Annotated in this window: 22 protein-coding genes; 9 read left to right on the forward strand and 13 right to left on the reverse strand. The window is 57.5% G+C overall.

The window, feature by feature from the left end:
* Positions 1-56: 56 nt before the first annotated feature.
* Both ACI0FG_RS09265 and ACI0FG_RS09270 read right to left on the reverse strand, forming a co-directional pair.
* Entirely contained in the window at positions 57-1,610 is a 1,554-nt protein-coding gene (locus tag ACI0FG_RS09265; protein WP_419788254.1) for a glycosyltransferase family 9 protein, read from the reverse strand.
* An 82-nt stretch (positions 1,611-1,692) separates the two neighbouring features.
* Positions 1,693-2,769: a putative nucleotidyltransferase substrate binding domain-containing protein gene (locus tag ACI0FG_RS09270; protein ID WP_419788255.1), complete on the reverse strand. Its 1,077-nt coding sequence runs from the start codon at positions 2,767-2,769 to the stop codon at positions 1,693-1,695.
* A 192-nt stretch (positions 2,770-2,961) separates the two neighbouring features.
* On the opposite strand from ACI0FG_RS09270, the gene ACI0FG_RS09275 reads away from it, so the two are divergent.
* The 4 genes from ACI0FG_RS09275 to ACI0FG_RS09290 all read left to right on the forward strand — a co-directional run bounded on the left by ACI0FG_RS09275 (position 2,962) and on the right by ACI0FG_RS09290 (position 7,910).
* Positions 2,962-3,228, forward strand: coding sequence for a sodium/substrate symporter small subunit (locus ACI0FG_RS09275; RefSeq protein WP_419788256.1), 267 nt, complete (start codon positions 2,962-2,964; stop codon positions 3,226-3,228).
* Positions 3,229-3,230: 2 nt separating this feature from the next.
* Positions 3,231-4,805 (forward strand): cation acetate symporter, encoded by a 1,575-nt coding sequence (locus tag ACI0FG_RS09280; protein ID WP_419788257.1) that lies wholly within the window; start codon positions 3,231-3,233, stop codon positions 4,803-4,805.
* Positions 4,806-4,949: 144 nt separating this feature from the next.
* Positions 4,950-5,288, forward strand: a complete 339-nt coding sequence (locus ACI0FG_RS09285) for a hypothetical protein (RefSeq protein ID WP_419788258.1) — start codon at positions 4,950-4,952, stop codon at positions 5,286-5,288.
* Between the two features lie 96 nt (positions 5,289-5,384).
* Positions 5,385-7,910 (forward strand): TIGR03960 family B12-binding radical SAM protein, encoded by a 2,526-nt coding sequence (locus ACI0FG_RS09290; protein WP_419788259.1) that lies wholly within the window; start codon positions 5,385-5,387, stop codon positions 7,908-7,910.
* A 6-nt stretch (positions 7,911-7,916) separates the two neighbouring features.
* Here the strand turns inward: ACI0FG_RS09290 and ACI0FG_RS09295 are convergent, their stop codons facing one another.
* Both ACI0FG_RS09295 and ACI0FG_RS09300 read right to left on the reverse strand, forming a co-directional pair.
* Positions 7,917-8,744 carry a sulfotransferase family 2 domain-containing protein gene (locus tag ACI0FG_RS09295; protein WP_419788260.1) on the reverse strand — a complete coding sequence of 276 codons (828 nt, stop codon included), beginning with the start codon at positions 8,742-8,744 and terminating at the stop codon, positions 7,917-7,919.
* A 110-nt stretch (positions 8,745-8,854) separates the two neighbouring features.
* On the reverse strand, positions 8,855-9,331 hold the full coding sequence (locus ACI0FG_RS09300) for a hypothetical protein (protein ID WP_419788261.1): 477 nt from the start codon (positions 9,329-9,331) through the stop codon (positions 8,855-8,857).
* A 157-nt stretch (positions 9,332-9,488) separates the two neighbouring features.
* Between ACI0FG_RS09300 and ACI0FG_RS09305 the strand changes: the two genes are divergently transcribed.
* The 5 genes from ACI0FG_RS09305 to ACI0FG_RS09325 all read left to right on the forward strand — a co-directional run bounded on the left by ACI0FG_RS09305 (position 9,489) and on the right by ACI0FG_RS09325 (position 15,138).
* Positions 9,489-11,093, forward strand: a complete 1,605-nt coding sequence (locus ACI0FG_RS09305) for an ABC transporter substrate-binding protein (protein WP_419788378.1) — start codon at positions 9,489-9,491, stop codon at positions 11,091-11,093.
* A gap of 163 nt (positions 11,094-11,256) precedes the next feature.
* Complete coding sequence (locus ACI0FG_RS09310) at positions 11,257-12,234, forward strand: ABC transporter permease (RefSeq protein ID WP_419788262.1); 978 nt, start codon at positions 11,257-11,259, stop codon at positions 12,232-12,234.
* 1 nt (position 12,235) lies between these two features.
* Positions 12,236-13,153, forward strand: coding sequence for an ABC transporter permease (locus tag ACI0FG_RS09315; RefSeq protein ID WP_419788263.1), 918 nt, complete (start codon positions 12,236-12,238; stop codon positions 13,151-13,153).
* A gap of 3 nt (positions 13,154-13,156) precedes the next feature.
* Entirely contained in the window at positions 13,157-14,131 is a 975-nt protein-coding gene (locus ACI0FG_RS09320) for an ABC transporter ATP-binding protein (protein WP_419788264.1), read from the forward strand.
* On the forward strand, positions 14,131-15,138 hold the full coding sequence (locus ACI0FG_RS09325) for an ABC transporter ATP-binding protein (RefSeq protein WP_419788265.1): 1,008 nt from the start codon (positions 14,131-14,133) through the stop codon (positions 15,136-15,138). Before ACI0FG_RS09320 ends, ACI0FG_RS09325 begins: the two co-directional genes overlap by 1 nt.
* A 79-nt stretch (positions 15,139-15,217) precedes the next feature.
* Here ACI0FG_RS09325 and ACI0FG_RS09330 read toward each other — a convergent pair whose 3' ends face one another.
* The 9 genes from ACI0FG_RS09330 to ACI0FG_RS09370 form a co-directional block, all read right to left on the reverse strand.
* Positions 15,218-15,613 carry a response regulator gene (locus tag ACI0FG_RS09330; RefSeq protein WP_419788266.1) on the reverse strand — a complete coding sequence of 132 codons (396 nt, stop codon included), beginning with the start codon at positions 15,611-15,613 and terminating at the stop codon, positions 15,218-15,220.
* Positions 15,614-15,699: 86 nt separating this feature from the next.
* Positions 15,700-17,409: an FAD-dependent oxidoreductase gene (locus tag ACI0FG_RS09335; RefSeq protein WP_419788267.1), complete on the reverse strand. Its 1,710-nt coding sequence runs from the start codon at positions 17,407-17,409 to the stop codon at positions 15,700-15,702.
* Between the two features lie 54 nt (positions 17,410-17,463).
* Complete coding sequence (locus ACI0FG_RS09340) at positions 17,464-18,639, reverse strand: PLP-dependent aminotransferase family protein (protein WP_419788268.1); 1,176 nt, start codon at positions 18,637-18,639, stop codon at positions 17,464-17,466.
* Positions 18,640-18,803: 164 nt separating this feature from the next.
* Positions 18,804-19,154: a DVU0772 family protein gene (locus tag ACI0FG_RS09345; RefSeq protein ID WP_419788269.1), complete on the reverse strand. Its 351-nt coding sequence runs from the start codon at positions 19,152-19,154 to the stop codon at positions 18,804-18,806.
* Positions 19,155-19,331: 177 nt separating this feature from the next.
* Positions 19,332-19,496, reverse strand: coding sequence for a hypothetical protein (locus ACI0FG_RS09350; RefSeq protein ID WP_419788270.1), 165 nt, complete (start codon positions 19,494-19,496; stop codon positions 19,332-19,334).
* 113 nt (positions 19,497-19,609) lie between these two features.
* Positions 19,610-19,774 carry a hypothetical protein gene (locus ACI0FG_RS09355; protein WP_419788271.1) on the reverse strand — a complete coding sequence of 55 codons (165 nt, stop codon included), beginning with the start codon at positions 19,772-19,774 and terminating at the stop codon, positions 19,610-19,612.
* Positions 19,775-19,777: 3 nt separating this feature from the next.
* Positions 19,778-20,515 (reverse strand): fumarate reductase iron-sulfur subunit, encoded by a 738-nt coding sequence (locus tag ACI0FG_RS09360; RefSeq protein WP_419788272.1) that lies wholly within the window; start codon positions 20,513-20,515, stop codon positions 19,778-19,780.
* A gap of 3 nt (positions 20,516-20,518) precedes the next feature.
* Positions 20,519-22,354, reverse strand: a complete 1,836-nt coding sequence (locus ACI0FG_RS09365; protein WP_419788273.1) for a fumarate reductase flavoprotein subunit — start codon at positions 22,352-22,354, stop codon at positions 20,519-20,521.
* A gap of 13 nt (positions 22,355-22,367) precedes the next feature.
* Positions 22,368-23,018 carry a succinate dehydrogenase/fumarate reductase cytochrome b subunit gene (locus tag ACI0FG_RS09370; RefSeq protein ID WP_419788274.1) on the reverse strand — a complete coding sequence of 217 codons (651 nt, stop codon included), beginning with the start codon at positions 23,016-23,018 and terminating at the stop codon, positions 22,368-22,370.
* Between the last annotated feature and the right edge of the window lie 80 nt (positions 23,019-23,098).

A 23,098-nucleotide genomic window follows, 5' to 3' on the forward strand; every position in this document is an offset into this window, starting at 1 on the left:
AGGGATTTTTTTCCGCATGGGTCGATTTTCATCCATTTATTCAAAAACCATGCCGATCATTCGAATTCCGCCTTGAGCGAGGCAAAGAGCTGAAGATAGTGATCCGTCATTTTCAACAGGGAGACGAGGTCTCCTCCGTATTGCTGTGATTCAAACATCCACAATAATCCTAGTGTGTTAAGATAGTCATTGTTTGCCAGAACATTTTGTAGCTGCTGCCAGGAGGTAAGAAATTTCGCCTTGGCCTGCGGCCGGGGCGCTCGAGCCAGCAACATCCCTTGCCGGGAAAGCAGGAAAAGGAGGTCGTGCGCACTCGTCAAAGTTTTGTACAGGCTTTCCGCCGTCGCAGGGCTCAACTGTTCGGCCAGCCCGGTCTTGTCGGCAAAGGCCTCACCATCGAGAAACGGCCTGTAGTATGCGCGCTGCATGGCTATCCACAAGGCGCGATCTGTTCCTTCATGGCCGGAGAGAGGTTCCAGTTCCATGAACCCGTCTTCTCCCGTCCTGGTCCGCCAGGCCCGTATGCCCGGGACTCGTCCGGGAGTATCGCCATGCAGGAGAACATCGAGATACCCGACCAACCCCTCCGGGGAAATGCTCTGGCGACAGGCATGGTCCGCCAAGCACTTTTTGCCGAAAGCACAGGGGTGGCAAGCAATATCCGGTTCCAGGCAGATATTGCCCGCCCGGTATGGGCCGGTATCCCACGGTTGTGCCGTGGCCAGAAACACGGCACATACAGGCACGCCAAGTCCGGCTGCCAGATGCATAGTGCCGGTGTCGTTGGTCACCAGTGCCTTGCAGGCAACCAGCGCGCCCGCCAACTCCGTAAGCGACGTACGGCCGATCAGATTGACGCAAGGACCATCAAAATCCGCCACAAACCGTTGACCGAGGTCCGTTTCTCCTTTGGTGCCGAAGAGAACCGGCACCAGCCCGTCACGTTCCAGCAGCAAGGTTGCGGCACGAACGAAAGACTCCACAGGCCAGCGCCGCCGATCTTCACTGGCTCCCAGCTGCAACCCAATGAAGCCATGGGCTTCAGCGGGCGCTTCTTCCCGAATCAGTCTCTCCGCATTGGCAAGGACATCCTTGTCCGGCACCGCCAGCGACAGGGAGTTGCCCTCCTTTGCCAGCCCGGCAGTACGCCGAAAGATATCGCAGATATTGAACGGACTCGCACCCCGGTTGCCGCCAGCCAGTTGAAGAAAGGCGGCCCAGGCGGAACTGTCGGCATTGAACCCGAACTCATCCACGAAAAAGCCCACTTCCTCCGCTCCGGACGGCGTCAGAGCCCGCGCCAAAAGCCGCCCGGGAATGGAAGGCGTGAGATTCACGGTCCTATCCGGCGGAAACTCGGCAAGCACCCGTGTGCGCAGTTCCTCGGCATCACGCACGGCCAGCCGCCAGTCCTTGTCCAGCCCGGCGAGCAGCCGCGCCCCGGACATGGGAAAAACCGCATCCACGCCGCCCAGCATGGAAGCCACAGCGGCAAAATTTTCCAGGCAAACCAGTCCCACCCTACACCCAAGTTGCCGATATCCGGAGATAACCGGTTGCGTCTGTATGAGATCCCCGAAGCGTGTCAGGTTGATGACGAGAACATTCACGCGCATGTATCCTTAAATCAGGTTAAGACCGTCAATCGGCCGTCGGCCTGCCGAGCCTTTTGCAAAATCGGAGCCGGGGGAATTACAGGCCGACCCCAGACTGAATGAGATGAATGAATTTGTCCACGGCGTGGATGGCTTCCTTCAACCGCTCCCGCTCATCACGGGCCAGAGCCGAAGGTTTTACCCATCCATGCGGCGGTGCTCCCGCCCGCACGCAATCCAGCCCTATCTCCAACCGCTTGCGCTGGAGATATTCCCAGCCGTCCAACAGCTGCCCGCCGTGCCGGTCACTGATATGCCCGGCAGCCATGAGTCCCCGCAGCCGGTCGCACGTCCCGTGCGCGGACAGGCCATACTTGAGGGCAAGAATACGTGCCCCGTTGGTCAGATGCGCCAAAATACTCTTCTTGAGGTTGAGGAAGCCATGCCAGGGGACGTCCTTTTCTGTGACGAATGCGCCAAAGAAGGTCAGCGGCAGACGATAATCCGTCAGCTCCCCTATGAGCAGGGAAAGCGCGATGGGCTTGGTGCGCACATATTTCCAAACATGCTCGCGCAGCAGGGCTGCCTCTTCCGAAGCGCCGAAGACAGCCTTGAAATCTAAAATAAGCCCGGACTGCCAGATACCCCGCTCCGCCGGATTGGACAACCACCCCGTCAGCCGTTCCAGCCATGCATCGAAATCCCCCCGCCACTGCGGGTTGCTGATCATGACTCCGCCATCACACAGGGGAATTCCGGCCCCATCCAGGGCCACGACAATGGACTGGGTCACATCATCCAGGTCACCCGGTTCCGCTACGCCCCGCAGCAGCAGGCCGTTGTCCTGGTCCGATCCCACGACCTGCTCGTCCCGGCCGCCCGAGCCGAATTCCAGGAACGCGCACGACCTCAGCCAGGAATGCTCCTCCGCGTGCGCCTCCAGCACAGCCAGAATCACGGACCGGTTGTAGGCGGAGAGGTGACAGCAGGTCTCTTCGGCGGAAAGTCCCCGGTCAAGCCAGTCCTGAACAAGATCGACACGGGTACTGCGTATGCCGGTCAGCCTGCCCTCGCGAGCCATGGACAGCAGATCGCGGTCCAAACCGTCCGGCACGGCAAAACCGCCGTCCACCGCCGTCGTTGGCGTCCGTTCATCCCAGGATTGACTACTCAAGTCGGTTCTCCCGGCGTGTTGCCCTGCCGTTGACCGGGGGAAAAGCCCCGCTGACCGGACCGGACACAATGCGCCGATCCGCGACCGGACCGGTTCGACCGTTTACCTGAAAATTCATGCGTCCCTTTAAATTCCTACGATAAAGAAAGGGCTACGGCAAATCCTTCAACCGAAAACAGGGGGGTAACCACCATGGATCGAATCGAAGCCATCCGCAAACGTCAGCTGAGTATGGCCCTGAGCGTCGGCATTCCCTACTTTGCCTTCGTCATCGCCATTTTCCTGATCGTCTATCTGGTTCCCGACACGGCAACCAGCATCAGTCTGGCTGGATTTCCACTGCATTACTGGCTCGTCGCCATCGCAATCTACCCCATCACCTGGGTGCTCTTCATCTGGTATGTGCGCATGGCCAATGCCCTGGAAGACGAAATCGAAACCACCATGGAGGAGAAATAGTCATGGAAACCGGATACCAAATCCCCTTCATGGCCCTGCTCCTGATCGGCGCCATGCTCGCCTTTACCGTGGTCACCACATTCATGTTCCGCAGGCAAAAGACCTCGGCCGACTATTACCTCGCCGGGCGCAAGGTCAATTCCTTCATCAACGCCTCGGCCATTTCATCGGACTATCTCTCCGCCGCATCCTTCCTGGGGGTCGCTGGCGTGGCCTTTCTCTTCGGGTTCGACGGCATCATCTACGCTCTGGGATTCTTCGTTGGCTACATTGCCCTGCTTCTGTTCCTGGCCAGCCCCCTCCGCAAGTTCGGCCGCTATACCGTGCCTGATTTTGTTTCCGAACGGTTCCACTCCAAGACCGCGCGCATCCTCGGCGTGGTCGGCGTGCTCTTCATCTCGCTCTTCTACATGGCCCCGCAGATGCTCGGCGCGGGCAAGGTCATGGGGTTGCTGCTCAACATCAGCTACGGAAAGTCCATCGTCATCATCGCCCTGATCATCACTACCTATGTGACCATCGGCGGCATGAAGGCGACCACCGTCAACCAGCTGGTCCAGTTCTGGATTCTGTTCGGCGCCATGTTCCTGCTCGCCTTCATCCCATTCATGGTCCGGGGATACACCTATACCGACGTGGTGGCTTTCATCGCCTCGTTCAAAGGTCCCGACCCGATGACTGGGAAAATCTTCGACGGCGCGGCCTATACCCACCCGGCATACTGGCTGCACAACCTCAAGGACACCCTGTCCCTGTTGCTGGCGCTGATGTTCGGTACTGCCGGGCTGCCGCACATCCTGGTGCGCTTCTACACTGCGCCGGACGGCAAGGCCGCCCGCAAGACCGTCATCTACGTGCTCTTCCTCATCGGCATGTTCTACATCCTGAGCCCCTACGTCGGCCACGTGGTGCGCTACGTGTACCTGCAAGGCGAAACCCTGGGCGTGTCGCCGCACCTGATGAAATGGCTGGCCGCCAACGGCAAGAACCTGGCCGTGCCCGTGGCCGGCTCCCACTTTGGCGGACAACTTCTGCTGGGTATCGTAGTGGCCGGAGCCTTCGCAGCCATCCTCTCCACCGTGGCCGGACTGATCATCGCCTGCGCCGGGGCCATCGGCCATGATCTGGTGGTCAACGTCTTCAACCCGAACATGCCGGAGCGATCCCGCGTGCTCGTCGCACGCGTGGCCTCAATCGCCGTCGGCCTGCTCGGCATCCCCCTGGGCTTCTGGGCCGAGAACATGCAGATCGCGATCCTTGTCGGGCTGGCCTTCGCCATCGCCGCCTCCACCTTCTTCCCAGTGCTGGTTATGGGCGTCTGGTGGCCGGGAATGACCAGAAACGGTGCCTGCGCCGGGCTTGTGGTCGGCATCGTCGGATCCTTCTTCATGATCCTGGGCAAGAATTTGCTCCCAACCTTCCTGCAATACAATAACCCCGGCGGATTCGTCATGATCCTCTCCTTCCTGGCCATTTATGTGGCCTCGAAGATGGAATACGCGGCCAAGGGCGAAGCCGCCATACCCCCGGACACACGGGAGGTCATGGCCATTCTCCATGGCCCGGAACGGGCATAGATTGTACCCTCTCCCCCCCATGGGAAAGGGACGGAACCGGCTCCTCACGGTACCGTCCCTTTCCACTTGGCAAAAGAGCGCCCTTGACAGTCAGCCGCCCCGTACCTACTTAGTGGGCCGACACCAACTTCAAGGAGATTCCCCATGGATTACGATATCAGACTGGTAAAATTGGTGAGCGGCGACATGGTCGTCGGCAAATTCGGCGAAGCTGACGGAAAAATCACCGATCCGGCCACCATCCAGGCTCTGCCGACCCAGCAGGGAACCCAGATGGTCCTGTTGCCCTACGGCTATCCCTTCGATCAGGAAATGCACGGGGAAATCTCCACGGCGCACATTCTTTTCGAGTACAAGAGCTGCCCGGAAGAACTCAAAACCAAATACATCGAAGCCGTGACCAACATCAGCATGAGCAGCGGCGGCCTGGACCTCTCCGGCGGCCTCGGCGGAATGGGTGGCGGCGGCCTCGACCTGGGCTAACCATTCCCGACAAATCAGATAAGGCGGGGCGGTTCGCAAGAATCGCCCCTTTTTTGTGTGGACCAATAACCATATTCCCCTTAGGCTTTTCGTCCCATGAAGGAACTGCTCCCCATACTCCCCCGCCCCTCCCGCTACCTCGGCAGCGAATGGGGTGTTGTCCTCAAGGACCCCGCGACGGTATCGGTCCGTTGCGCTCTCGCTTTTCCCGATATGTACGAGGTCGGCATGGCCTATCTCGGACAGAAAATTCTCCTTGAGTCGATAAACGTCCACCCGACATTCTGGGCGGAACGCGTCTTTGCCCCGGACGAGGAAGTCGCGGCCATCCTGCGCGAGCACGATACGCCGCTGGCGACCCTGGAATCGGACACGCCGCTTGCCTCCATGGACGTTGTCGGGTTCAGCCTGACCCATGAGCTGTGCTACACCAATATCCTGTACATGCTCGATCTGGCGGGGATTCCCCTGCACGCGGCCGACCGCAAGGAACTGGCCCCCCTGATTGTGGCGGGCGGCGGTGCGGCCTTCAATGCCGAGCCGGTTGCCACCTTCTTCGATGCCATGATCCTGGGCGACGGCGAGGAAGCGATGCCCGCCGTGCTGTCCTGCGTGGAACAGGCCAAAAAAGACAATATTTCAAAGGACGAGCTGCTCCGCCGTTTGACGACCATCCACGGCATTTATGTGCCCTCCCTCTTCGAGGACCAGGGCCCCGGCAAACCGCTCAAGCCGCTTTTGCCGGGATACGACCACGTGGAGAAAGCCATCGTGGACGACCTGGACAAGGTCCCCTTCCCCAAAGGGCAGGCGGTTCCCTTCGACGCCATCCACAACCGGTTGACCATGGAAATCGCGCGCGGCTGCACCCGGGGCTGTCGCTTCTGCCAGGCGGGAATGATCTACCGCCCAGTACGCGAGCGCTCGCTGGAGAATTTGGGCAATATTCTGACCGAGGGACTGGCCGAGACAGGATTCGAGGAGACCTCCATGCTCTCCCTGTCCACGGGCGACTTCTCGGCCCTGGACACGTTTTTCACCCGCAGCTTCGACCAGTGTGCATCCGAGCAGATAGCCATTTCCCTGCCCTCTCTGCGCGTAGGGTCGCTCTCCGAGCCGATCATGGAGCGCATCTCCTCCATTCGCCGTACCGGCGCGACCATCGCCCCGGAGGCGGGTAGCCAGCGGCTGCGCGACGTCATCAACAAGGGCGTGAACGAAGAGGGGCTGCTGGAACACGTCCGGATGCTCTTCCACAACGGCTGGCAGGGCGTGAAGCTCTATTTCATGATCGGCCTGCCCACCGAGACCGACGAAGACCTCGACGCCATTGTGGACCTCTGCCTCAAGGTGCGCGACGCGGCGGGTTCTCACATTAAACGGCTTCAGGTAACGGCGGCGGTTTCGCCCTTCGTACCCAAACCGCATACGCCGTTCCAATGGGAGCCGCAGATTTCATTTGAGGAAATCTACCGCCGGATCGGCTATCTGCGCGATGCCTTCCGACCGCACAAACGGCTGAATTTCCGATTCCACGAGCCGGAAATGACCTCACTGGAAGGCGTCTTTTCGCGTGGAGACAGGCGATTGGCACAGGTTGTGGAGCGCGCCTATGAAAAGGGTGCCCTCTTCTCCAGCTGGAAGGACCATATGCGCCTGGAGCCGTATCGCGAGGCCATGGAAGAGGCCGGACTTTCCTGGGATGAATACATCGGTCCGCGCGACCCGGAAAAACCGCTGCCCTGGGACCACCTTTCCTCCGGCATCACCAAGCGTTTTCTGCTGACGGAACGCAACCGCGCCCTGACCGGCAAGATTACCGGCGACTGCCGCTACAACACCTGCCGCAATTGCGGCGTGTGCGGGTTCGACGGCAGAGTCTCGACGCTGACGGAACAGGCGAAGGACAAGGACATCCGTCCCAAAATGATTTTTGCCACGCGGGATCAGGAAGGCGAGCAGCCTCCCTTTGAAGTCATTGAGCATGACCTGACCGTGAAAGGTGGCCACTACCGGCTCTGGTATGAAAAGACCGGACCGGCTGCCTACCTCAGCCAGTTGGAATTGCAGGCGGTTTTCGAACGTGCCTTCCGGCGTGCCGGATTACCCCTGGCCTTTTCCGCCGGATTCCATCCCATGCCCCGCCTCTCCTTTGGCATGGCCCTGCCCGTGGGGGTGGAAAGCAAGGCGGAATGGATCAATATTTTCCTGCGCGAGGACCTGGAACCCACCGATATCATCAAGCGGCTCATTCCGGTCATGCCCGAGGGCATGGCCCCGCTCAAGGCGGACCGCCTCTCCATGGGCAAGAAACAGCCCCAGGCGGTAGAAGAAGTCTTTGAACTGAAGCTGAACCGCGATGTTGAGAAAAGACTGACCCAATGGGCAGCCTTCCTCGACGCCGAATCCTTCATGGTGACCCGCAAAACCAAAAAGGGAATGCGGGAAAAGGACATCCGCCCCATGGTCGCCAAGGCGGAACAAATAGAGAACGGTATGCGCCTCACCCTGGATTGGCGGGAAGCCTACATGAGTCCGCTGGTGATTTGCCAGACGGTCATGGAGGGAGCAACCAACCTGGACTTCTCCCTGACCAAGACCGTTCAGCGCTTCCCCGACTGATGCGCCCTACTTGGAATTGATCATAAGCCCCTGGTTCAGACCTGCCCGTTGATCCACCAGGTTGGTGATGCGCTGGAACCGCGAGTTGATGGCCTCAAACATCCGCACATCCTCCTGAAAGGCAGCGCCTAATCGATCCACACGCGCGGCGAACTCGGTGACGGCCCGTTCATACAGGCGCAAATCGAACCGGTTGTGCTCGCAGATAAGATCGTATTCCTCGCGGGAGATAGGCTTGTCCAGGCTGGTTCCCCGAACGTTCTTCTTTTCGTGGAAGATGCTTCCCAGCCCCATGAGCCGCTTGAGCATCAAGAGGCTTTCGTCAAACCGTTCCAGAATTCCGAAAAACTCGAACCGGTCGCGCAGGTGGTGCCAGGCCAGTTCCAGCCCTTCTTCCATATTCCCGCCCCGGATACCGGACAGGGAATTAACCATATTATTCCGGCCGCGATGCTTGAGCACCCGGTTCTCACTCGTCACATACTCCATGAGTGAGACGTTGTTCCGGTTCAGATACTCGTACAGATGGCTCTTGGGCCAGCGCTTGAGAAAGTAAAATTCGGATATGACCCGCTGGACCGGATCACGCAGAAAGGTGAACAAGCGAAAATGAACCGGACCGTCCAGGATTTCTTCGAAATCGGTGATGAAGACATGGCCCCGCACCATGCGGTAGCGGGCTATCTCCTCATAGGTGATGTCCGACAGGGCTCGATGCTGGGACTCGGTATAGAGATCAAGAATCCGTTCTTGCGAAAGGTTGTCGTCAAATACGGAATTAAGAGTGGTCCCTGCGGTCTTCGGGATATGCAGAAAGAAAAACGGCCGATTCATATTTGCTCCTTCCGGGGTGGGGTCAGGTTGCCCATCACCCCACTCATCGGCGCAAATCACAAACCGGTTTAGGCGTATTTTCCGATTTTTCCAATATTCCCGGCCGGGAATCAGAACAGCCCCTGTGCGCCCCCCACATTGACGGTCACCCGCTTGTACATTTCCACCCTTCCATCCTTTTCCTTACGCATCTTTATCAGGACGTCGGAGATACCATCCTGCAACGCACGGAAAATATAGCGCACCCGCCTGGCGCCTTCATCAGAGGAATTGAAGAAGTGCTCGAGGCTCAACATGCTGGGATCAAACGCTGCCCCCTCAATACTGTAACCGGCCTGGGTCGGCTGGGGGATATCCAGTTCCAGCAAGTCGTCCTTGGATATGGTCACCGAGTATTCGAATTCTTCATCAAGGGTGAGCGTTTTGGACGGCGAGTCCTGCTCACTTCCCCCAAAAAACATTCCGCAGCCGCATAAAAGCAGCATCAGCCCCAAAAGGCCTGCACTGCGCAGATAACTGCCCAAATTCATTCCGCCTCCATATTTCAATTCGTCAGGAAACACTATTGTTAAAACAGGATAAAACATATATTATCCCATGCGTTCCGTCTGCCTTGTACATAACAATGCCGGGTTCAGGCAACAAGGGGGACGCGATACGAGGATAGGTATGGTGTGTGCCATATTCGGCACACGAATCAACAATAGGAGGTATCTGTTAATGAAAACAAGAACGCTGCGCGTAATGAGTAGAATTTCCTTTCTTGCGGTCGCACTGATCGTTTCCGCCCTGCTCCTGGCAGGCTGCAGCCAAGGCGAGAAAAAACAGGAAGCCGAAAAAGCCGCCGCCCCTGAGGCTCCGGCCAAGGTTGTCCTCAAACTGGCCATGGACGCAGGCCCTGTTTCCCTGGACCCGCAGGTCCAGCTTTCCGGTGGAATGCTTCAGTTTTCCCACATGGTTTTCGATCCTCTGGTCCGTTACACCAAGGACATGAAGTTCGAGCCGCGCCTTGCCGAAAAATGGGAACGCATTGACGACCTGACCATGCGCTTCCATCTGCGCCATGGCGTCAAGTTCCACTCCGGCAACGAATTTACCGCCGACGATGTGGCCTTCACCCTGGATCGGTTCCGCAAGTCCGAAGATTTCAAGGGCCTCTTCGAGCCCTTTGCCGAAGCCAAGGTCATAGACAAGTACACCGTGGACCTGATCACCAAGAAGCCCTATGGCCTGGTGCTCAACATGGCTACCTACATCTTCCCCATGGACAAGGCATTCTACACCGGTACCGACGACAAGGGTAAGCCCAAGGATCTGGTCCTCAAGACCGATTACACCTTTGCCAATACTCATGAATCCGGCACCGGCCCCTACGTGGTTACCAGCCGCGAGCAGGGTGTAAAGACCGTCTTCACCCGCTTCAACGATTACTGGGACAAGAATACCGGCAACGTCGACGAGATCGTCCTGACGCCGATCAAGACCGATGCAACCCGAGTGGCCGCCCTGCTCTCCGGCGATGTGGACTTCATCATGCCAGTGCCTCCGCAGGACCTGGACCGCATCAAGTCCACTGAAGGCCTGCAACTCATCACCATGCCCGGCTCCCGTATCATCACCTTCCAGCTCAATGAGAAGAGCAACAAGGCCCTGGCCAACCCCAAGGTTCGCCTGGCCATGGCTTATGCCTACGACAACCAGGGTGTGGTCGAAAAGATCATGAAGGGATTCGCCACCCCAGCAGGCGAGATGAGCCCCAAGGGACTGGTCGGCTTCAATCCCGAGCTGACTCCGCGCTATGACCTGGAAAAGGCCAAGGCCCTGATGGTCGAAGCCGGTTACCCCGACGGTTTCGAGGCAACCATGATCTCCCCGAACAACCGTTACGTGAATGACGAAAAGATCGCCGAAGCCTTTGTGGGCATGATGTCCAAGATCGGCATCAAGATCAGCCTGAAGACCATGCCCAAGGCCCAGTACTGGGATCAGTACGATGCCCAGGTGGCCGACATTCAGATGATCGGCTGGCACCCCGATACCGAGGACTCCGGCAACTACTACGAGTTCCTCTCCATGTGCCGCAATCCCGAAACCGGCTACGGCCAGTACAACTCCGGCAACTACTGCAACGCCAAGGTTGACGAGCTCACCCTGGCCGCACAGACCGAGACCGATCCCGCCAAGCGCGCTGCCATGCTCCAGGAAGTGGAGAAGATCCAGTACGACGAGGCCGGATACATTCCCCTGCACTGGCAGCACCTGTCCTGGGCTTCCAAGAGCAACATGAACTCCGAAGACATTGTTAATGTCATGAACTTCCCCTACTTCGGGGATCTGGTGATCAAGTAGCTCTCCAGAGAGGCTTGCCAACAACAAAAAAGCCACATAAAGGGGGGAGCCCGGCCGAGTCGGGCTCCCCCCTTCCATGGACAAAAAACAGCAATGGGAGCGTCGGAATTTGCCCATACGGCAAAGGCCGAAGTCCAGGGATCAACCTCCAACCGGTACAATTATGTTTGCATTCAGCGTAAAAAGAATTTTGCAGGCGATCATCGTCATGCTCATCATCAGCTTCATCGGCTTTTCCATCAAGCACAGCTTTGGAGATCCGGTACGCGAGTTGGTGGGCGAACGGGTCACCCCGGCCCAGCGTGCGGAAATCCGCGATCGACTGGGGCTTAACGATCCATTCGCCACTCAGTATGTCCGTTTTCTGACCGCAACCCTGCACGGAGATTTGGGGCAAAGCTACTTTTTCAAAAAGCCGGCCACCGACGTCATCATCGCCAAGGCCCCGGCCACGCTTGAGTTGGTCTTCTGTGCGGCATTCATCATCATCGTGCTTTCGGTGCCACTCGGCATCTACGCCGCCATACGGCCACGAAGCTGGCTGAGTCGATTCACCATGGGAGCATCCATCGTGGGCGTCTCCATGCCGGTCTTCCTCACAGCCATCATGCTCATCTACATTTTTTCAGTGGAGCTGCACTGGCTTCCCTCCTTTGGACGGGGCCAAACCGTGCTCCTCTTCGGTTGGTGGGAGAGTGGCCTGCTAACCTGGGACGGTCTGAAGCATTTGCTGATGCCTTCTATCGCCCTCTCCTCGATCATGCTGCCTCTTTTCATCCGTCTTATCCGCTCGGAAATGATGGAGGTACTCGAGACCGAATACGTCAAGTACGCCTGGGCCAAGGGTATCAAGCCCTGGCGCGTCTGGATCGTGCACGCCTTCAAGAACACCCTGCTCCCGGTCATCACCGTGGGCGGCGTGCAGCTCGGCATCATGGTGGCCTTCACCATCCTTACCGAAACCGTTTTCCAGTGGCAGGGCATGGGGTCCATGTTCATCGAATCCGTTGAACGGTCCGACACATCGCTGATGGTCGCCTATCTCGTTTTCGTGGGATTCATCTTCGTACTTGTCAACACCGCCGTTGATATCATCTACGGCCTGGTCAATCCCACAATCCGCGTGGCGGGGAGGTCCTAACATGCGTACCCGCTGGCAACGCTTCAAAGACTCGTACATGCTCCACAGCTTCCTCCACGATCCTGTGGCCCTGACGAGCTTCATCATTCTCGCAGTACTGTTCGTGAGCGCCTTTGCCGCTCCTATACTTGCCCCGCATGACCCTTATGACACCACCACCGTGGACATCATGAATGCCCAGATGCCCCCGGCCTGGGAACACGGCGGCACCGACAACTTCCTGCTCGGCACCGACGCACAGGGGCGCGACATTCTTTCCACCATGCTTTACGGCATGAGGGTGTCCATTATCATCGGCATAGGCGCGGTCTGCCTCCAGGCCTTCCTGGGCATCATGGTCGGTCTGCTTTCAGGCTATGTCCGCAGGCTGGACAACATCCTGATGCGCATCGCCGATGTACAACTCTCGTTCTCCACCTACATGGTCGCCATCTTCATCGGCGCCATCGTCCAGACCGCGTTCGGTGTGGCCGGATACGAAGACGTGGCCGTTCCGCTGCTCATCGTCATCATCGGGTTGGCCGAGTGGCCGCAATATGCCCGTACCGTGCGAGCCTCGGTCCTGGCCGAAAGCCGCAAGGAATACGTTGAAGCGGCCAGGGTCATCGGCCTGCCGAGCCGCCGAATCATGTGGCGGCATATCCTGCCCAATACGCTCTCGCCAGTGCTGGTAATCTCCACCGTGCAGGTGGCAAACGCCATCATGAGCGAGGCGGCACTGTCCTTTCTGGGACTCGGTATGCCCGTTACCAGGCCCTCGCTGGGATCACTGATCACCGCCGGATTCGAATACATCTTCTCCGGATCCTGGTGGATCACCATCTTCCCGGGCATTCTGCTGGTCCTCCTGATCCTGGTCATCAATCTCCTGGGCGACTGGATCCGGGATTTTCTCAACCCCAAACTGTACAAGGGGTAAGGCGTGGAACCGCTCATAGATATCAAAAACCTCAGAGTCGACTTCTCCCTGCGCTCGGGCACTGTCCGAGCCGTGCGCGATGTCAGCCTCTCCATAAACCGGGGCGAGCGCCTCGGCATTGTGGGAGAATCCGGTGCGGGCAAATCCGTACTCGGCTTTTCCATTATCAACCTCATCTCCAAACCCGGTAAGATCACGGGCGGCGAAATCATCTTCAACCGAAAGGATATTTCCAAATATCCCTACGAAAAGATGCGCCACATCCGCGGCAACCACATCTCCATGATATTCCAGGACCCGATGATGACCCTCAATCCGGTGCTGACCATCGGCACCCAGATGAAGGAAACCATCAAGGCCCACATGGACGTGACGGACAAGGAAGCCGAGGCAATCTGCCTGGACAAACTGAAGAAGGTATACATCCCTTCCCCGGAAAAACGACTCAAGCAGTATCCGCATGAATTCTCGGGCGGTATGAGACAACGCATCGTCATAGCCATCTCCCTGCTGACCAACCCCAAGCTGATCATCGCCGACGAACCGACCACGGCCCTAGATGTGACCATCCAGGCTGAAATCATGTCTCTGCTGCAGGAGCTGTGCGAAACCGAAGACATGGGGCTCATCCTCATCACCCACGACCTCGCCGTGGTTTCGGAAGTGACCCAGCGCATCGCCGTGCTTTATGCAGGCAAAGTGGTCGAGATCGGGCCCACCAACCAAATCATAGAATCACCGCAGCATCCGTATACCCGAGGCCTGATTCGCGCCCTGCCGCAAATGGCGGTGGGACAGAGCCGGCTCAACCAGATTCCCGGCATGATGCCCTCCCTGCTCGACATGCCTGCGGGCTGTCCGTTCGAGCCTCGGTGTGATGTTCGCCTGGATCGTTGTCTGACGGAAATTCCCAACCTGACGGACACCGGTAGCGGTGCGCAGGTGGCTTGCTTTCGCTGCCAAGGAGGGAATGAATAATGGAACCAATCCTCGAAATCAAAAATATCGATAAGCACTTCGACATCTCCGGCACACTCCTGGACCAGTTGCGCCTTGATGGAGGCCGGATCACCCGCAAAAAAACGTTGGTCAAAGCCGTTAACGGCGTCAGCCTGACCATCATGCCGGGAGAAACCCTGAGCGTGGTGGGCGAATCAGGCTGCGGCAAGTCCACGCTGGCCAGAACGGTCATGGGCCTCTACCGCCCCAACCAGGGCGAAATCATCTACAAGGGTGAACGCATCGACAATCTCAGTTCGGGCAAGATGCTCCCCTACCGCACCAAAATGCAGATGGTTTTCCAGGATCCATACGCATCTCTGAACCCGCGCATGACCGTCCGCCAAATACTGGAAGAGCCGGTCCGGTTCCACAACCCGACCCTTTCCCGGGACGAGGTGCACGACAAGGTGGCCGAAGTGATGCGCAAGGTCGGCGTGGACCCGGTATGGTCCACCAACTATCCGCACGAATTCTCAGGCGGCCAGCGCCAGCGCATTTCCATTGCCCGCGCCCTGGTGGTGGAGCCGGAATTCATTGTGGCCGACGAACCAATCGCCGCCTTGGACGTCTCCATTCAGGCACAGATTCTCAATCTGCTGATGGATGCCCAGGAGGAGTTCGGATTGACCTACCTGTTTATCAGCCATGACCTGAGCGTGGTCGAGCACTTCTCCACCCGGGTCTGCGTCATGTATCTGGGATGTGTCTGCGAACTGGCTCCGGCGGCGGAGATATTCGCCAATCCACGCCATCCCTACACACAGGCCCTGCTGTCCGCCATTCCCCGGCTGGGCGGTAAGTCGGGCGACCACACCCGCCTCTCCGGCGATGTGCCCACGCCGATCAACCTGCCCTCCGGCTGTGTATTCAACGGCCGATGTCCCCACGCAGGCAAGCGGTGTAGGACGGAAATTCCGAAGCCGCACACCCTGAAAAGCGGTGCCGTCGTGGCTTGTCACGCCGTGGCGGAAGGACGGATCTGATCCATCCGCTCCTACCCCAAAAACAGAAGAGGACGGCCCGATTGGACCGTCCTCTTTTTTTGTCATTAACAGCAGCGGATCAAATAACCAGATTCTGCCGCAGTTCCTCCAGGACCTTCTCCTTTTCCAGTGGCTTGACCAAATAGCAAACCGCCTGAGTTGAAAAGAAGGCGCGGGTCACATTGGCGTCATCCACCAGTGAGGAAACCATGACCAGCTTGAAGGCGTGCAGTTCATCCACGCCCAGTTCCTCTTCCCGGGCACGGAGAATCTCGGCAGTCTGGTGACCGTCCATGCCGGGCATGAGGATATCCATCAGCACGGCATCATAGGGACGCCCGTCAGCCTGCGCCTTGTCAAAGGCAATCACGGCATCGTTGCCGGAAAGTACGCCATCGCATTCGGCATACGGAGAAAGCGCCGTACCCAAATATGCAAGAGCACTTTCGTCGTCATCCACAATCAAGAACCGCACGAACTCCTCGCTTCACCGCCAGGTCCGGAATTACTGTCATGGAGATTAGAAGGTAGCCGTTTATCCTGATATGAGAAAAAAAACAACTACACTTCAACACCGTAGTTCTTTATTGATGCTATCCCGCCCTGTACGTTGGTGACATTCTTGTATCCCTTTTCGGTCAACATGATCTGCGCTTCGTACGAACGCGCTCCCGTGTTGCAGACAAGCACAACATGCTTGTCCTCGGGAATCTCGGACAGTCTGTCATATATCTGTCCCTGCGGCACGTTGTGCCACATGCCGGGATTACGCTCCATAAAAGGTTCGGCATCCGCCGCCTCGCGACAATCGAGGAAAAAGCATTCGCTATTTTCCCGCTCGTCCCACAGCGCCTTGAACCCGTCCGGCCCCACGCCCCGGTTGATGCCGAGCAGTGCATTGTCCGCCAAGTTGGCCAGGGAGTTGAGAATATCCATGGCCGCTGCAAACGGCGGCGAATAGGCCAGCTCCATATTGGAAATGTCCTCCACCTTGGGCTCATACTTGAGGATGGCGGCCACCGCATTGATTCGACCGACCATGGCGTCGCGCGTGGAACCGAAGCCCTGCACGCCAAGCACGCGTCTGGTCGGCTTGTCCACAACCATCTCCAGGGTCATCAGCTCCTTGGTGGGGTAAAAATGCGCCCGGTCGAGCTGGATGAGCAGCACGCTCATGGCATCATACCCGGCAGCTTTTGCGGCCTCCAGGCTCATGCCCGTACCGGCCAGGGAACGCTCGAAGAACTTGACGACAAAGGAACCGACCACACCGTCGAAGCTAGCATCTCCACCCGCCAGATTGGTGCCGATCACCCGACCCTGTCTGTTGGCCATGGAGCCCAGCGGCAGGTAAGCCTGCGAGCCGGTGATGAGGTTCTTGACGATGGCGCAGTCGCCACCGGCATAAATGTCGGGATCGTTGGTACGCATATGGTCGTCCACAATGACACCGCCACGTGGATGCACATCGAGCCCTGCTTCCTTGGCAATGTCGGAGCTGGGTACGACACCGGCGGCTATGATGACCGCGTCGGCCTCAAGCGTCCGCTTGTCCGTGACCACCCGGGTGACATGACCGTCCTCGCCCTCAATGGCCTTGACGGTCTCGCCGAACAGGAAGTTGACCCCGTTCTCCTCCATGTGGCGCTGCCCCATGGTCGCCAGAGCCGGGCTGACCAGCCGGGGCATAATCTGCCCCGTAATTTCCACCACAGTGGTCTCCACACCCCACATGTCGGCAAAGGCTTCGGCCATTTCCAGACCAATGAAGCCGGCGCCGACGATGACGGCCTTGCCAACCTTGCCCTTGGCAATGCCCTCGCGGATGCGGGTGGCGTCGTCCGGATTGCAGACGTAGTTGACGCCTTCCAGGTCCTCCCCCGGCAGGCCGAGCTTGCGCGGGTTGGCACCGGTGGCGATAACCAGCTTGTCGTAATCCAGCACAGACTCTTCGCCCGTGGTCATACTCTTCAGGTGAACCTGCTTGTTCTCCCTATCAATGCTGGTGGCCTGGGTCAGGGTGCGAACGTCCACGCCTTTGACCTCGTGGAAGAATTCCGCGTCCCGAACCATATGGAAGCTGGTGGTGCTCAGTTCGCTCGCATCCGAAACGTCGCCGGAAACGTAATAGGGAATGCCGCAACCTCCGTAGGAGATAAGGGCACTCTGATCGACCATGGTCACACTGGAAGATGGCTCCAACCGCTTGAACCGGCAGGCGGCCTTGGGCCCGAGGGCCACGCCGCCGATGATGACGATTTGTTGGGACATGATGAGTTCCTTCGTATATCCATTGTCGCGGCCTTCCCTCCTGGCCGCGAACGTTTACTTGAGCAACGTGTTGATGGACGCGCCGAGACGACGCATGCCTTCCTCGATGCGGGCCGGATCGGAATTGGAGAAATTGAGACGCAGCGTACTCTCGCCGGTGCCATCCACATAAAAGGGGCGACCAGGCACAAACGCAACCTTGTCCTTGACCGCGAGATCAAGCAGCTCCATGGACGACGTTCCCTCGGGCAGAGTCACCCACAGAAACATGCCGCCTTCCGGCTCGGTGATGTCCACACTTTCCGGGAAGTATTTCCGGGCCATGTTGAGCATGACGTTACGCTGGTTGCCGTACCGCTCCCGAATGAGCGACACATGCTTCTCAATGTCGTTTGTCTCCAGGTAACGGCGCAGAATGGCCTGTGCCACAGTGGAAGTATGCAGATCAGCAGCCTGCTTGGCGATGACCAGCTTGTCGTAGATATTCTTGGGAGCCACAACCCAGCCGATGCGGAATCCGGGAGCGGCTATTTTGGAAAACGAGCCGCACAAGAGACTGTTTCCGCCACAGAAGGAATAAACAGAAGGCAGCATCTCGCCCTTGAAGCGCAGTTCTCCGTAAGGATCATCCTCAACGAAGAGCACGCCGTACTTGCCGACCAGCTTGGCCACTTCTTCCCGCTTCTCGGCCGAATAGCTCAGGCCCGACGGGTTCTGGAAGTTGGGTACGGCATAGAAGCACTTGGCTCCGGCCTTGAAGGCTGCCTCGAGTTCTTCCAGGTTCGGGCCGTCCGCCTCAAGCGAAACCGTCACGAACTCCGGCTCGAAAATGGAAAAAGCCTGAATGGCACCAAGGTAACCGGGCCGCTCAATGGCGATTTTGTCGCCCTTGTCCAGAAGCACCTTGCCGCAAATATCCAGGATCTGCTGAGAACCGGTCGTAATCAGGATGGAATCAGGATCAACCGTAAGGCCTCGATTTTCATACCTCTTGGCAATGATGGCGCGTAGCCCGGCATCGCCTTCGGTCGTCGAGTACTGCAATGCGGATGCACCAATGGTGGTGAAGACCTCGTGGGCAGCCTTGTCCATTGCGTCTACCGGGAAGAGTTCGGGATTGGGGAGCCCACCGGCAAAAGAAATAATTTCGGGATCAGCCGTGACCTTGAGAATTTCCCGGATGAACGAGCGGTGCACGGTTCCCATTCTCCGGGCGAACATATCAGACATTCCATTACTCCTTATATCCGAGTTGGATTACGCTCAAAGCCGATGGGTTGCAAGGAAAAGGCCCTGCCCGAACGCAACATGCCGTCGCCACAAAACAAAATGGGACCGGCCTATCGACCGGTCCCACCATTTTTACTCGCATGGAACAAACGGCTTGTTCACATCTACTGCCGTGCGGCGAACTGCTGTTCTATCCACTCCCGAATCTCCCGATTGGGCGGATACACCCCTTTGAGGTGGCTGACGGATTCCAAGAATCTCCTGCCGACATCTTTCGGCAATTCCTGATCAAGCAACTCTTCAGCGCCCTCGGAATTACGTTTGATCAGCATGAGCCGGGGATTTTCATCCCAGGCATAAACCACAAAATACGTACTGGTGTCGGCTTTACTCGTTACAGGCCCATGTTCGGCACGCCATGCGTTATTCCCCCACTCCAAATAAAGGGTTACAGCGGCTTCAGGTGTCATGGTCCAATCTATGTCCAGATTTCGATAGTCGCTCAGGCTTCCCATGGCTCCTCCAATTGCTTGTTGTTTAACTTGATATTTATGATAATAGTAATCATTTCTAAGTCAAGGAGTTTTTCCAACACAACAAAGCAAAAAGCCTCGCAGAACGAGGCATAGAGTCAAACCTGCGCAAGGCAGTTTGAAACAAGGATAGAAAAAAGGGGCTTTGCGCCCCTTTAACTATTCTTTGTCCGGAGACCAGTTGGGGTCACGATATTTTGCAGGATTGTAGAGGCGCCAGTCGGAACCGTCGTCATACTTCTCGTCCGCGCCGGGGTACGGCGTGTACACGTTTTCGCTTTTGTCCTCGTGACAGTCAACGTTCTCAAAGTAGGAATTTTCCATTGTCTTTGCCCTCTAGATGTCTTGTATCGGCCCTCTGCGAAAAATGGAAAAGGGCCGGGCGGCAACCCGCCAAGCCCCTGTCTGAAACAATTCAACGGCAGTGTCAAGCGTCTTTATAGTGTCTTTTCCTGCCAGTCAAAAAAAGCCGGAAAGTCCTGGGGGAGAACACCGCAAACGTTTGCGGCAATCATCCGCTGCAAGATGTCCCAAGTCCCTTCAAACAGAGGTAAAAACAATGCTGCAGAAATTGGATGGTTGAAAATTTCAACGAAACTCACTGACTATTTCCGGAACAGCTGCTTGATGGCGGTTATGCCCATCTTGCGCCGCAAGAAACCGAGTTGGTTTTGCAGCGGCAGATGCTTCGGGCATACATCCTCGCAGGCCAGCAACCCCATGCACCCGAAGATGCCCGAGTCGTTCCCGATTATCTCGTAATAGTCATTGCCGGTCCGTTCGTCCCGAGGGTCGATCAAAAACCGGCCCACACGGTTCAACCCTGCTGCGCCAAGAAAATCCTCGCGCAATCTTGCCGTTGCACAGGCCGCTACACAGCAGCCGCACTCCACACACCGCTCCAGCTCATAGATGGCAACGGCTTCCTTGTTGTCCATGCGTTCTTCCTGTGCCGAGGGATCAAACACCTTCTTCGTATGTATCCAGGACTCCGTGCGATCATACATCTTCCGAAACCAGGACCCGGTATCCACGGAAAGGTCGCCGACCAATTCAAAAATCGGCAAGGGAAGCAAGGTAATCTCGCCCGGAAGATCCCGCGTTTTGGTATGGCAGGCCAGACCGGGACGGCCGTTGATCACCATTCCGCAGGAGCCGCAAATGCCGGCACGACAGCAAAAATCAAACTGAAGGGAACTGTCCTGTTCTTCACGGATACGGTTGAGCGCAATGAACAGCGTCATGGAATCGGTCTCTTCAAGAACGAATTCCTCCATATGCGGGCGGGACTTATCATCCTGTGGATTATACCGGAACACATTGAATTTCAGCAATCTGGACATGGTTTAATCCTTCTTTTCATCAGCGCTGATAATCTGGGAATGTCCATATCCGCGATCTCCGGGCGGTATCACGACAACGTTGGTAGCCGGTTCATATTCCAGGGTAGGCAATGTGTCGGACGCGTCTTTCCAGAAAGCCAGCGTCCGATTCAGCCAATCCCGATCATTCCGTGCGGGGAAATCTTCCCGATTGTGCGAGCCGCGCGACTCGGTACGCATAAGCGCTCCGTAGGCCACCATCAGGGCCATCTTGACCTGTCCTTCCAGTTTGAGGGCCACGGCCAGTTCGGGATTCACCCCCTTGCCATTGGAGCGCAGCCCGACATTCCGGGCACGGATCAATGTATCCTGCAAGGTGGCGACGCATTTTTCCAGCCCTTCCCGAGTGCGAAAGATATTGGCTCCATCGTTCAGCGCCTGCTGCATGGCAGAGCGAACACGATAAACATTTTCACTCCCGTTCCTTCGGTCAATCAGGGCCTCGATGCGGTCCTGTTGTCTTTTCACCGCGTCGCTGATGAGGGCTGTCTTGAATTCGGTCTCGCACCCTTCCAAATATTCGGCGATCTTCCGGCCGACAATTCCACCAGCGACCACAGTCTCGGCCAGCGAGTTGCCGCCCAGTCGATTAAAACCGTGCATATCCCAGCAGGCGGCCTCGCCTGCGGCAAAAAGTCCTTTCAGGCCATAGGCGGCACCGTCCTTGTCAGTGCGCACACCGCCCATGGAATAGTGCTGCGTGGGGCGAACCGGAATAAGCTGGTAGATGGGGTCCACGCCCAGGAAGGACGTGCAAATTTCATAGACCTCGCGCAGCTTGCCGGTGATATGTTCCGCGCCCAGATGCCGAATATCCAGCCAAAGGTGCTCGCCGTAGGAACTTTTCACGCCGTACCCTTCGCGCATGTGGTGCGTCATCCAGCGGGAAACCACATCGCGGGAAGCCAGCTCCGCCTTTTCCGGTTCATACTTGTCCATGAACCTCTCTTCGTTGACATCGAGCAGCGTGCCGCCGTCGCCCCGACATCCCTCGGTGACCAAAATATCCGTCGGCACGATGCCGGTGGGGTGAAACTGGACAGCCTCCATATTCCCCATGGGTACCACGCCCGTATCGACGCACATGGTATGTGCCCCGCCGTCACAGATGACGGCATTGGTGGTATTTGGATAAATGCGGCCAAACCCGCCCGAGGCAATCATGGTCGCCTTGGCCAGATAGACGCGCAGTTCACCGGTGCGAAGACAGCGGGCCACCACACCGTAGCAGATCTCTCCATCTTGGATCAGGGCAATGGCCTCGGTCTTGTCGTGCACCTCCACGCCGACCTGGGCACAACGGTTGTCCATGGTGCACATCACGGCGTGCCCCGTTCCGTCCGAGGTATAGCAGGTACGCCACTTGGCCGTGCCACCAAAGGAACGGGCCATGATCAGCCCCTCTTTCTCCTTAGCCTCGACCTTTTCAAATTTTCGTCCGCCCTTATAGTAAATGGACTTGCCCGCCACCACACGATTCCACGGCACCCCCCAATGGGCCAGCCGCCGCATCTCCGCGGGCGCTGTTTCGGCAAAGAGCCGGGCCACCTCCTGGTCACACCCCCAGTCCGATCCCTTCACCGTATCGGCAAAGTGGATATCGGGACAATCCCCCTCCCCCATGACGGAATTGCCCAGAGAGGCCTGCATTCCCCCCTGCGCGGCCGAGGAATGGGAACGCCGGGCCGGAACAAGGCTGAGGCAAATAGCGGAAAATCCGGCAGCGGCAGCCTCCACGGCAGCGCGCTCCCCGGCCAGCCCGGCCCCGACGACCAACAGATCGGCATACACAGTCTGCATGATGAGTCTCCGACTAATCCACACTCAAAAAGATGAACCGCAACAGCGTGATGAGACCGATGGCAATGAACAGCATGGTGAGCAGATTCTCGCCGCGCTTGAACCTGGCGCGATCCGCGTCTTTGACAAATCCCCACTTCACGGCAATGCGATAAAAACCGATACCGACATGAATCTCGGCCAGGGGAAGCAATACCAAATAAAAAACGGCCCAGAATCCACCCTGAATCCGGGCAGCGGACTTGGCAGCAGTTATGGGCAGATCCGTCAGCACCACCCACATGTGGATGGACCCCATAATCAGAATGATCATGGCCGATACGACCTGCACAACCCATAACCATGTATCGGTATGATGCAGCATGCGCGCATGATGCCACACGCCCCGCTGCCCCTCTACCCGAAACGGGATCTTTCTGGCAGCCAGCAAAAAATGAATGAGGAACAAAAGAAAAATAAGCGGCCCGCCGACCTGCGCCATGAAGGTGACTTCAAAAAATTCGGCAATGGCATTCATGACGCCGGGACTCAGGATGACACTCGACACCAAAATCATGTGGCACCACATAAACAGGATCAGGCACGCTCCCGAGAGCATCTGAAACCAATCCATGACACCATCCCACTTGCCGACCCTTCCGGCAGGCGCATAGCTTACGGGCATTGACTCCTCCGATGTATCAAGCATTCAGAACTGGGAATACTTCGTATAAATTCTAGGCATGCCAAAGATTTATTGTCAAT

The sequence above is a fragment of the Pseudodesulfovibrio sp. 7M6 genome (genome assembly GCF_050058625.1).
Classification (GTDB): domain Bacteria; phylum Desulfobacterota; class Desulfovibrionia; order Desulfovibrionales; family Desulfovibrionaceae; genus Pseudodesulfovibrio; species Pseudodesulfovibrio salinus.

Coding starts and splice junctions, on each gene's coding strand:
- ACI0FG_RS09335 (WP_419788267.1), bottom strand. CDS start 17,409: ATGTCCCAACAAATCGTCATCATCGGCGGCGTGGCCCTCGGGCCCAAG.
- ACI0FG_RS09305 (WP_419788378.1), top strand. CDS start 9,489: ATGAGTAGAATTTCCTTTCTTGCGGTCGCACTGATCGTTTCCGCCCTG.
- ACI0FG_RS09290 (WP_419788259.1), top strand. CDS start 5,385: ATGAAGGAACTGCTCCCCATACTCCCCCGCCCCTCCCGCTACCTCGGC.
- ACI0FG_RS09315 (WP_419788263.1), top strand. CDS start 12,236: ATGCGTACCCGCTGGCAACGCTTCAAAGACTCGTACATGCTCCACAGC.
- ACI0FG_RS09325 (WP_419788265.1), top strand. CDS start 14,131: ATGGAACCAATCCTCGAAATCAAAAATATCGATAAGCACTTCGACATC.
- ACI0FG_RS09280 (WP_419788257.1), top strand. CDS start 3,231: ATGGAAACCGGATACCAAATCCCCTTCATGGCCCTGCTCCTGATCGGC.
- ACI0FG_RS09360 (WP_419788272.1), bottom strand. CDS start 20,515: ATGTCCAGATTGCTGAAATTCAATGTGTTCCGGTATAATCCACAGGAT.
- ACI0FG_RS09340 (WP_419788268.1), bottom strand. CDS start 18,639: ATGTCTGATATGTTCGCCCGGAGAATGGGAACCGTGCACCGCTCGTTC.
- ACI0FG_RS09295 (WP_419788260.1), bottom strand. CDS start 8,744: ATGAATCGGCCGTTTTTCTTTCTGCATATCCCGAAGACCGCAGGGACC.
- ACI0FG_RS09370 (WP_419788274.1), bottom strand. CDS start 23,018: ATGCCCGTAAGCTATGCGCCTGCCGGAAGGGTCGGCAAGTGGGATGGT.
- ACI0FG_RS09275 (WP_419788256.1), top strand. CDS start 2,962: ATGGATCGAATCGAAGCCATCCGCAAACGTCAGCTGAGTATGGCCCTG.
- ACI0FG_RS09365 (WP_419788273.1), bottom strand. CDS start 22,354: ATGCAGACTGTGTATGCCGATCTGTTGGTCGTCGGGGCCGGGCTGGCC.
- ACI0FG_RS09350 (WP_419788270.1), bottom strand. CDS start 19,496: ATGGAAAATTCCTACTTTGAGAACGTTGACTGTCACGAGGACAAAAGC.
- ACI0FG_RS09300 (WP_419788261.1), bottom strand. CDS start 9,331: ATGTTTTATCCTGTTTTAACAATAGTGTTTCCTGACGAATTGAAATAT.
- ACI0FG_RS09310 (WP_419788262.1), top strand. CDS start 11,257: ATGTTTGCATTCAGCGTAAAAAGAATTTTGCAGGCGATCATCGTCATG.
- ACI0FG_RS09285 (WP_419788258.1), top strand. CDS start 4,950: ATGGATTACGATATCAGACTGGTAAAATTGGTGAGCGGCGACATGGTC.
- ACI0FG_RS09345 (WP_419788269.1), bottom strand. CDS start 19,154: ATGGGAAGCCTGAGCGACTATCGAAATCTGGACATAGATTGGACCATG.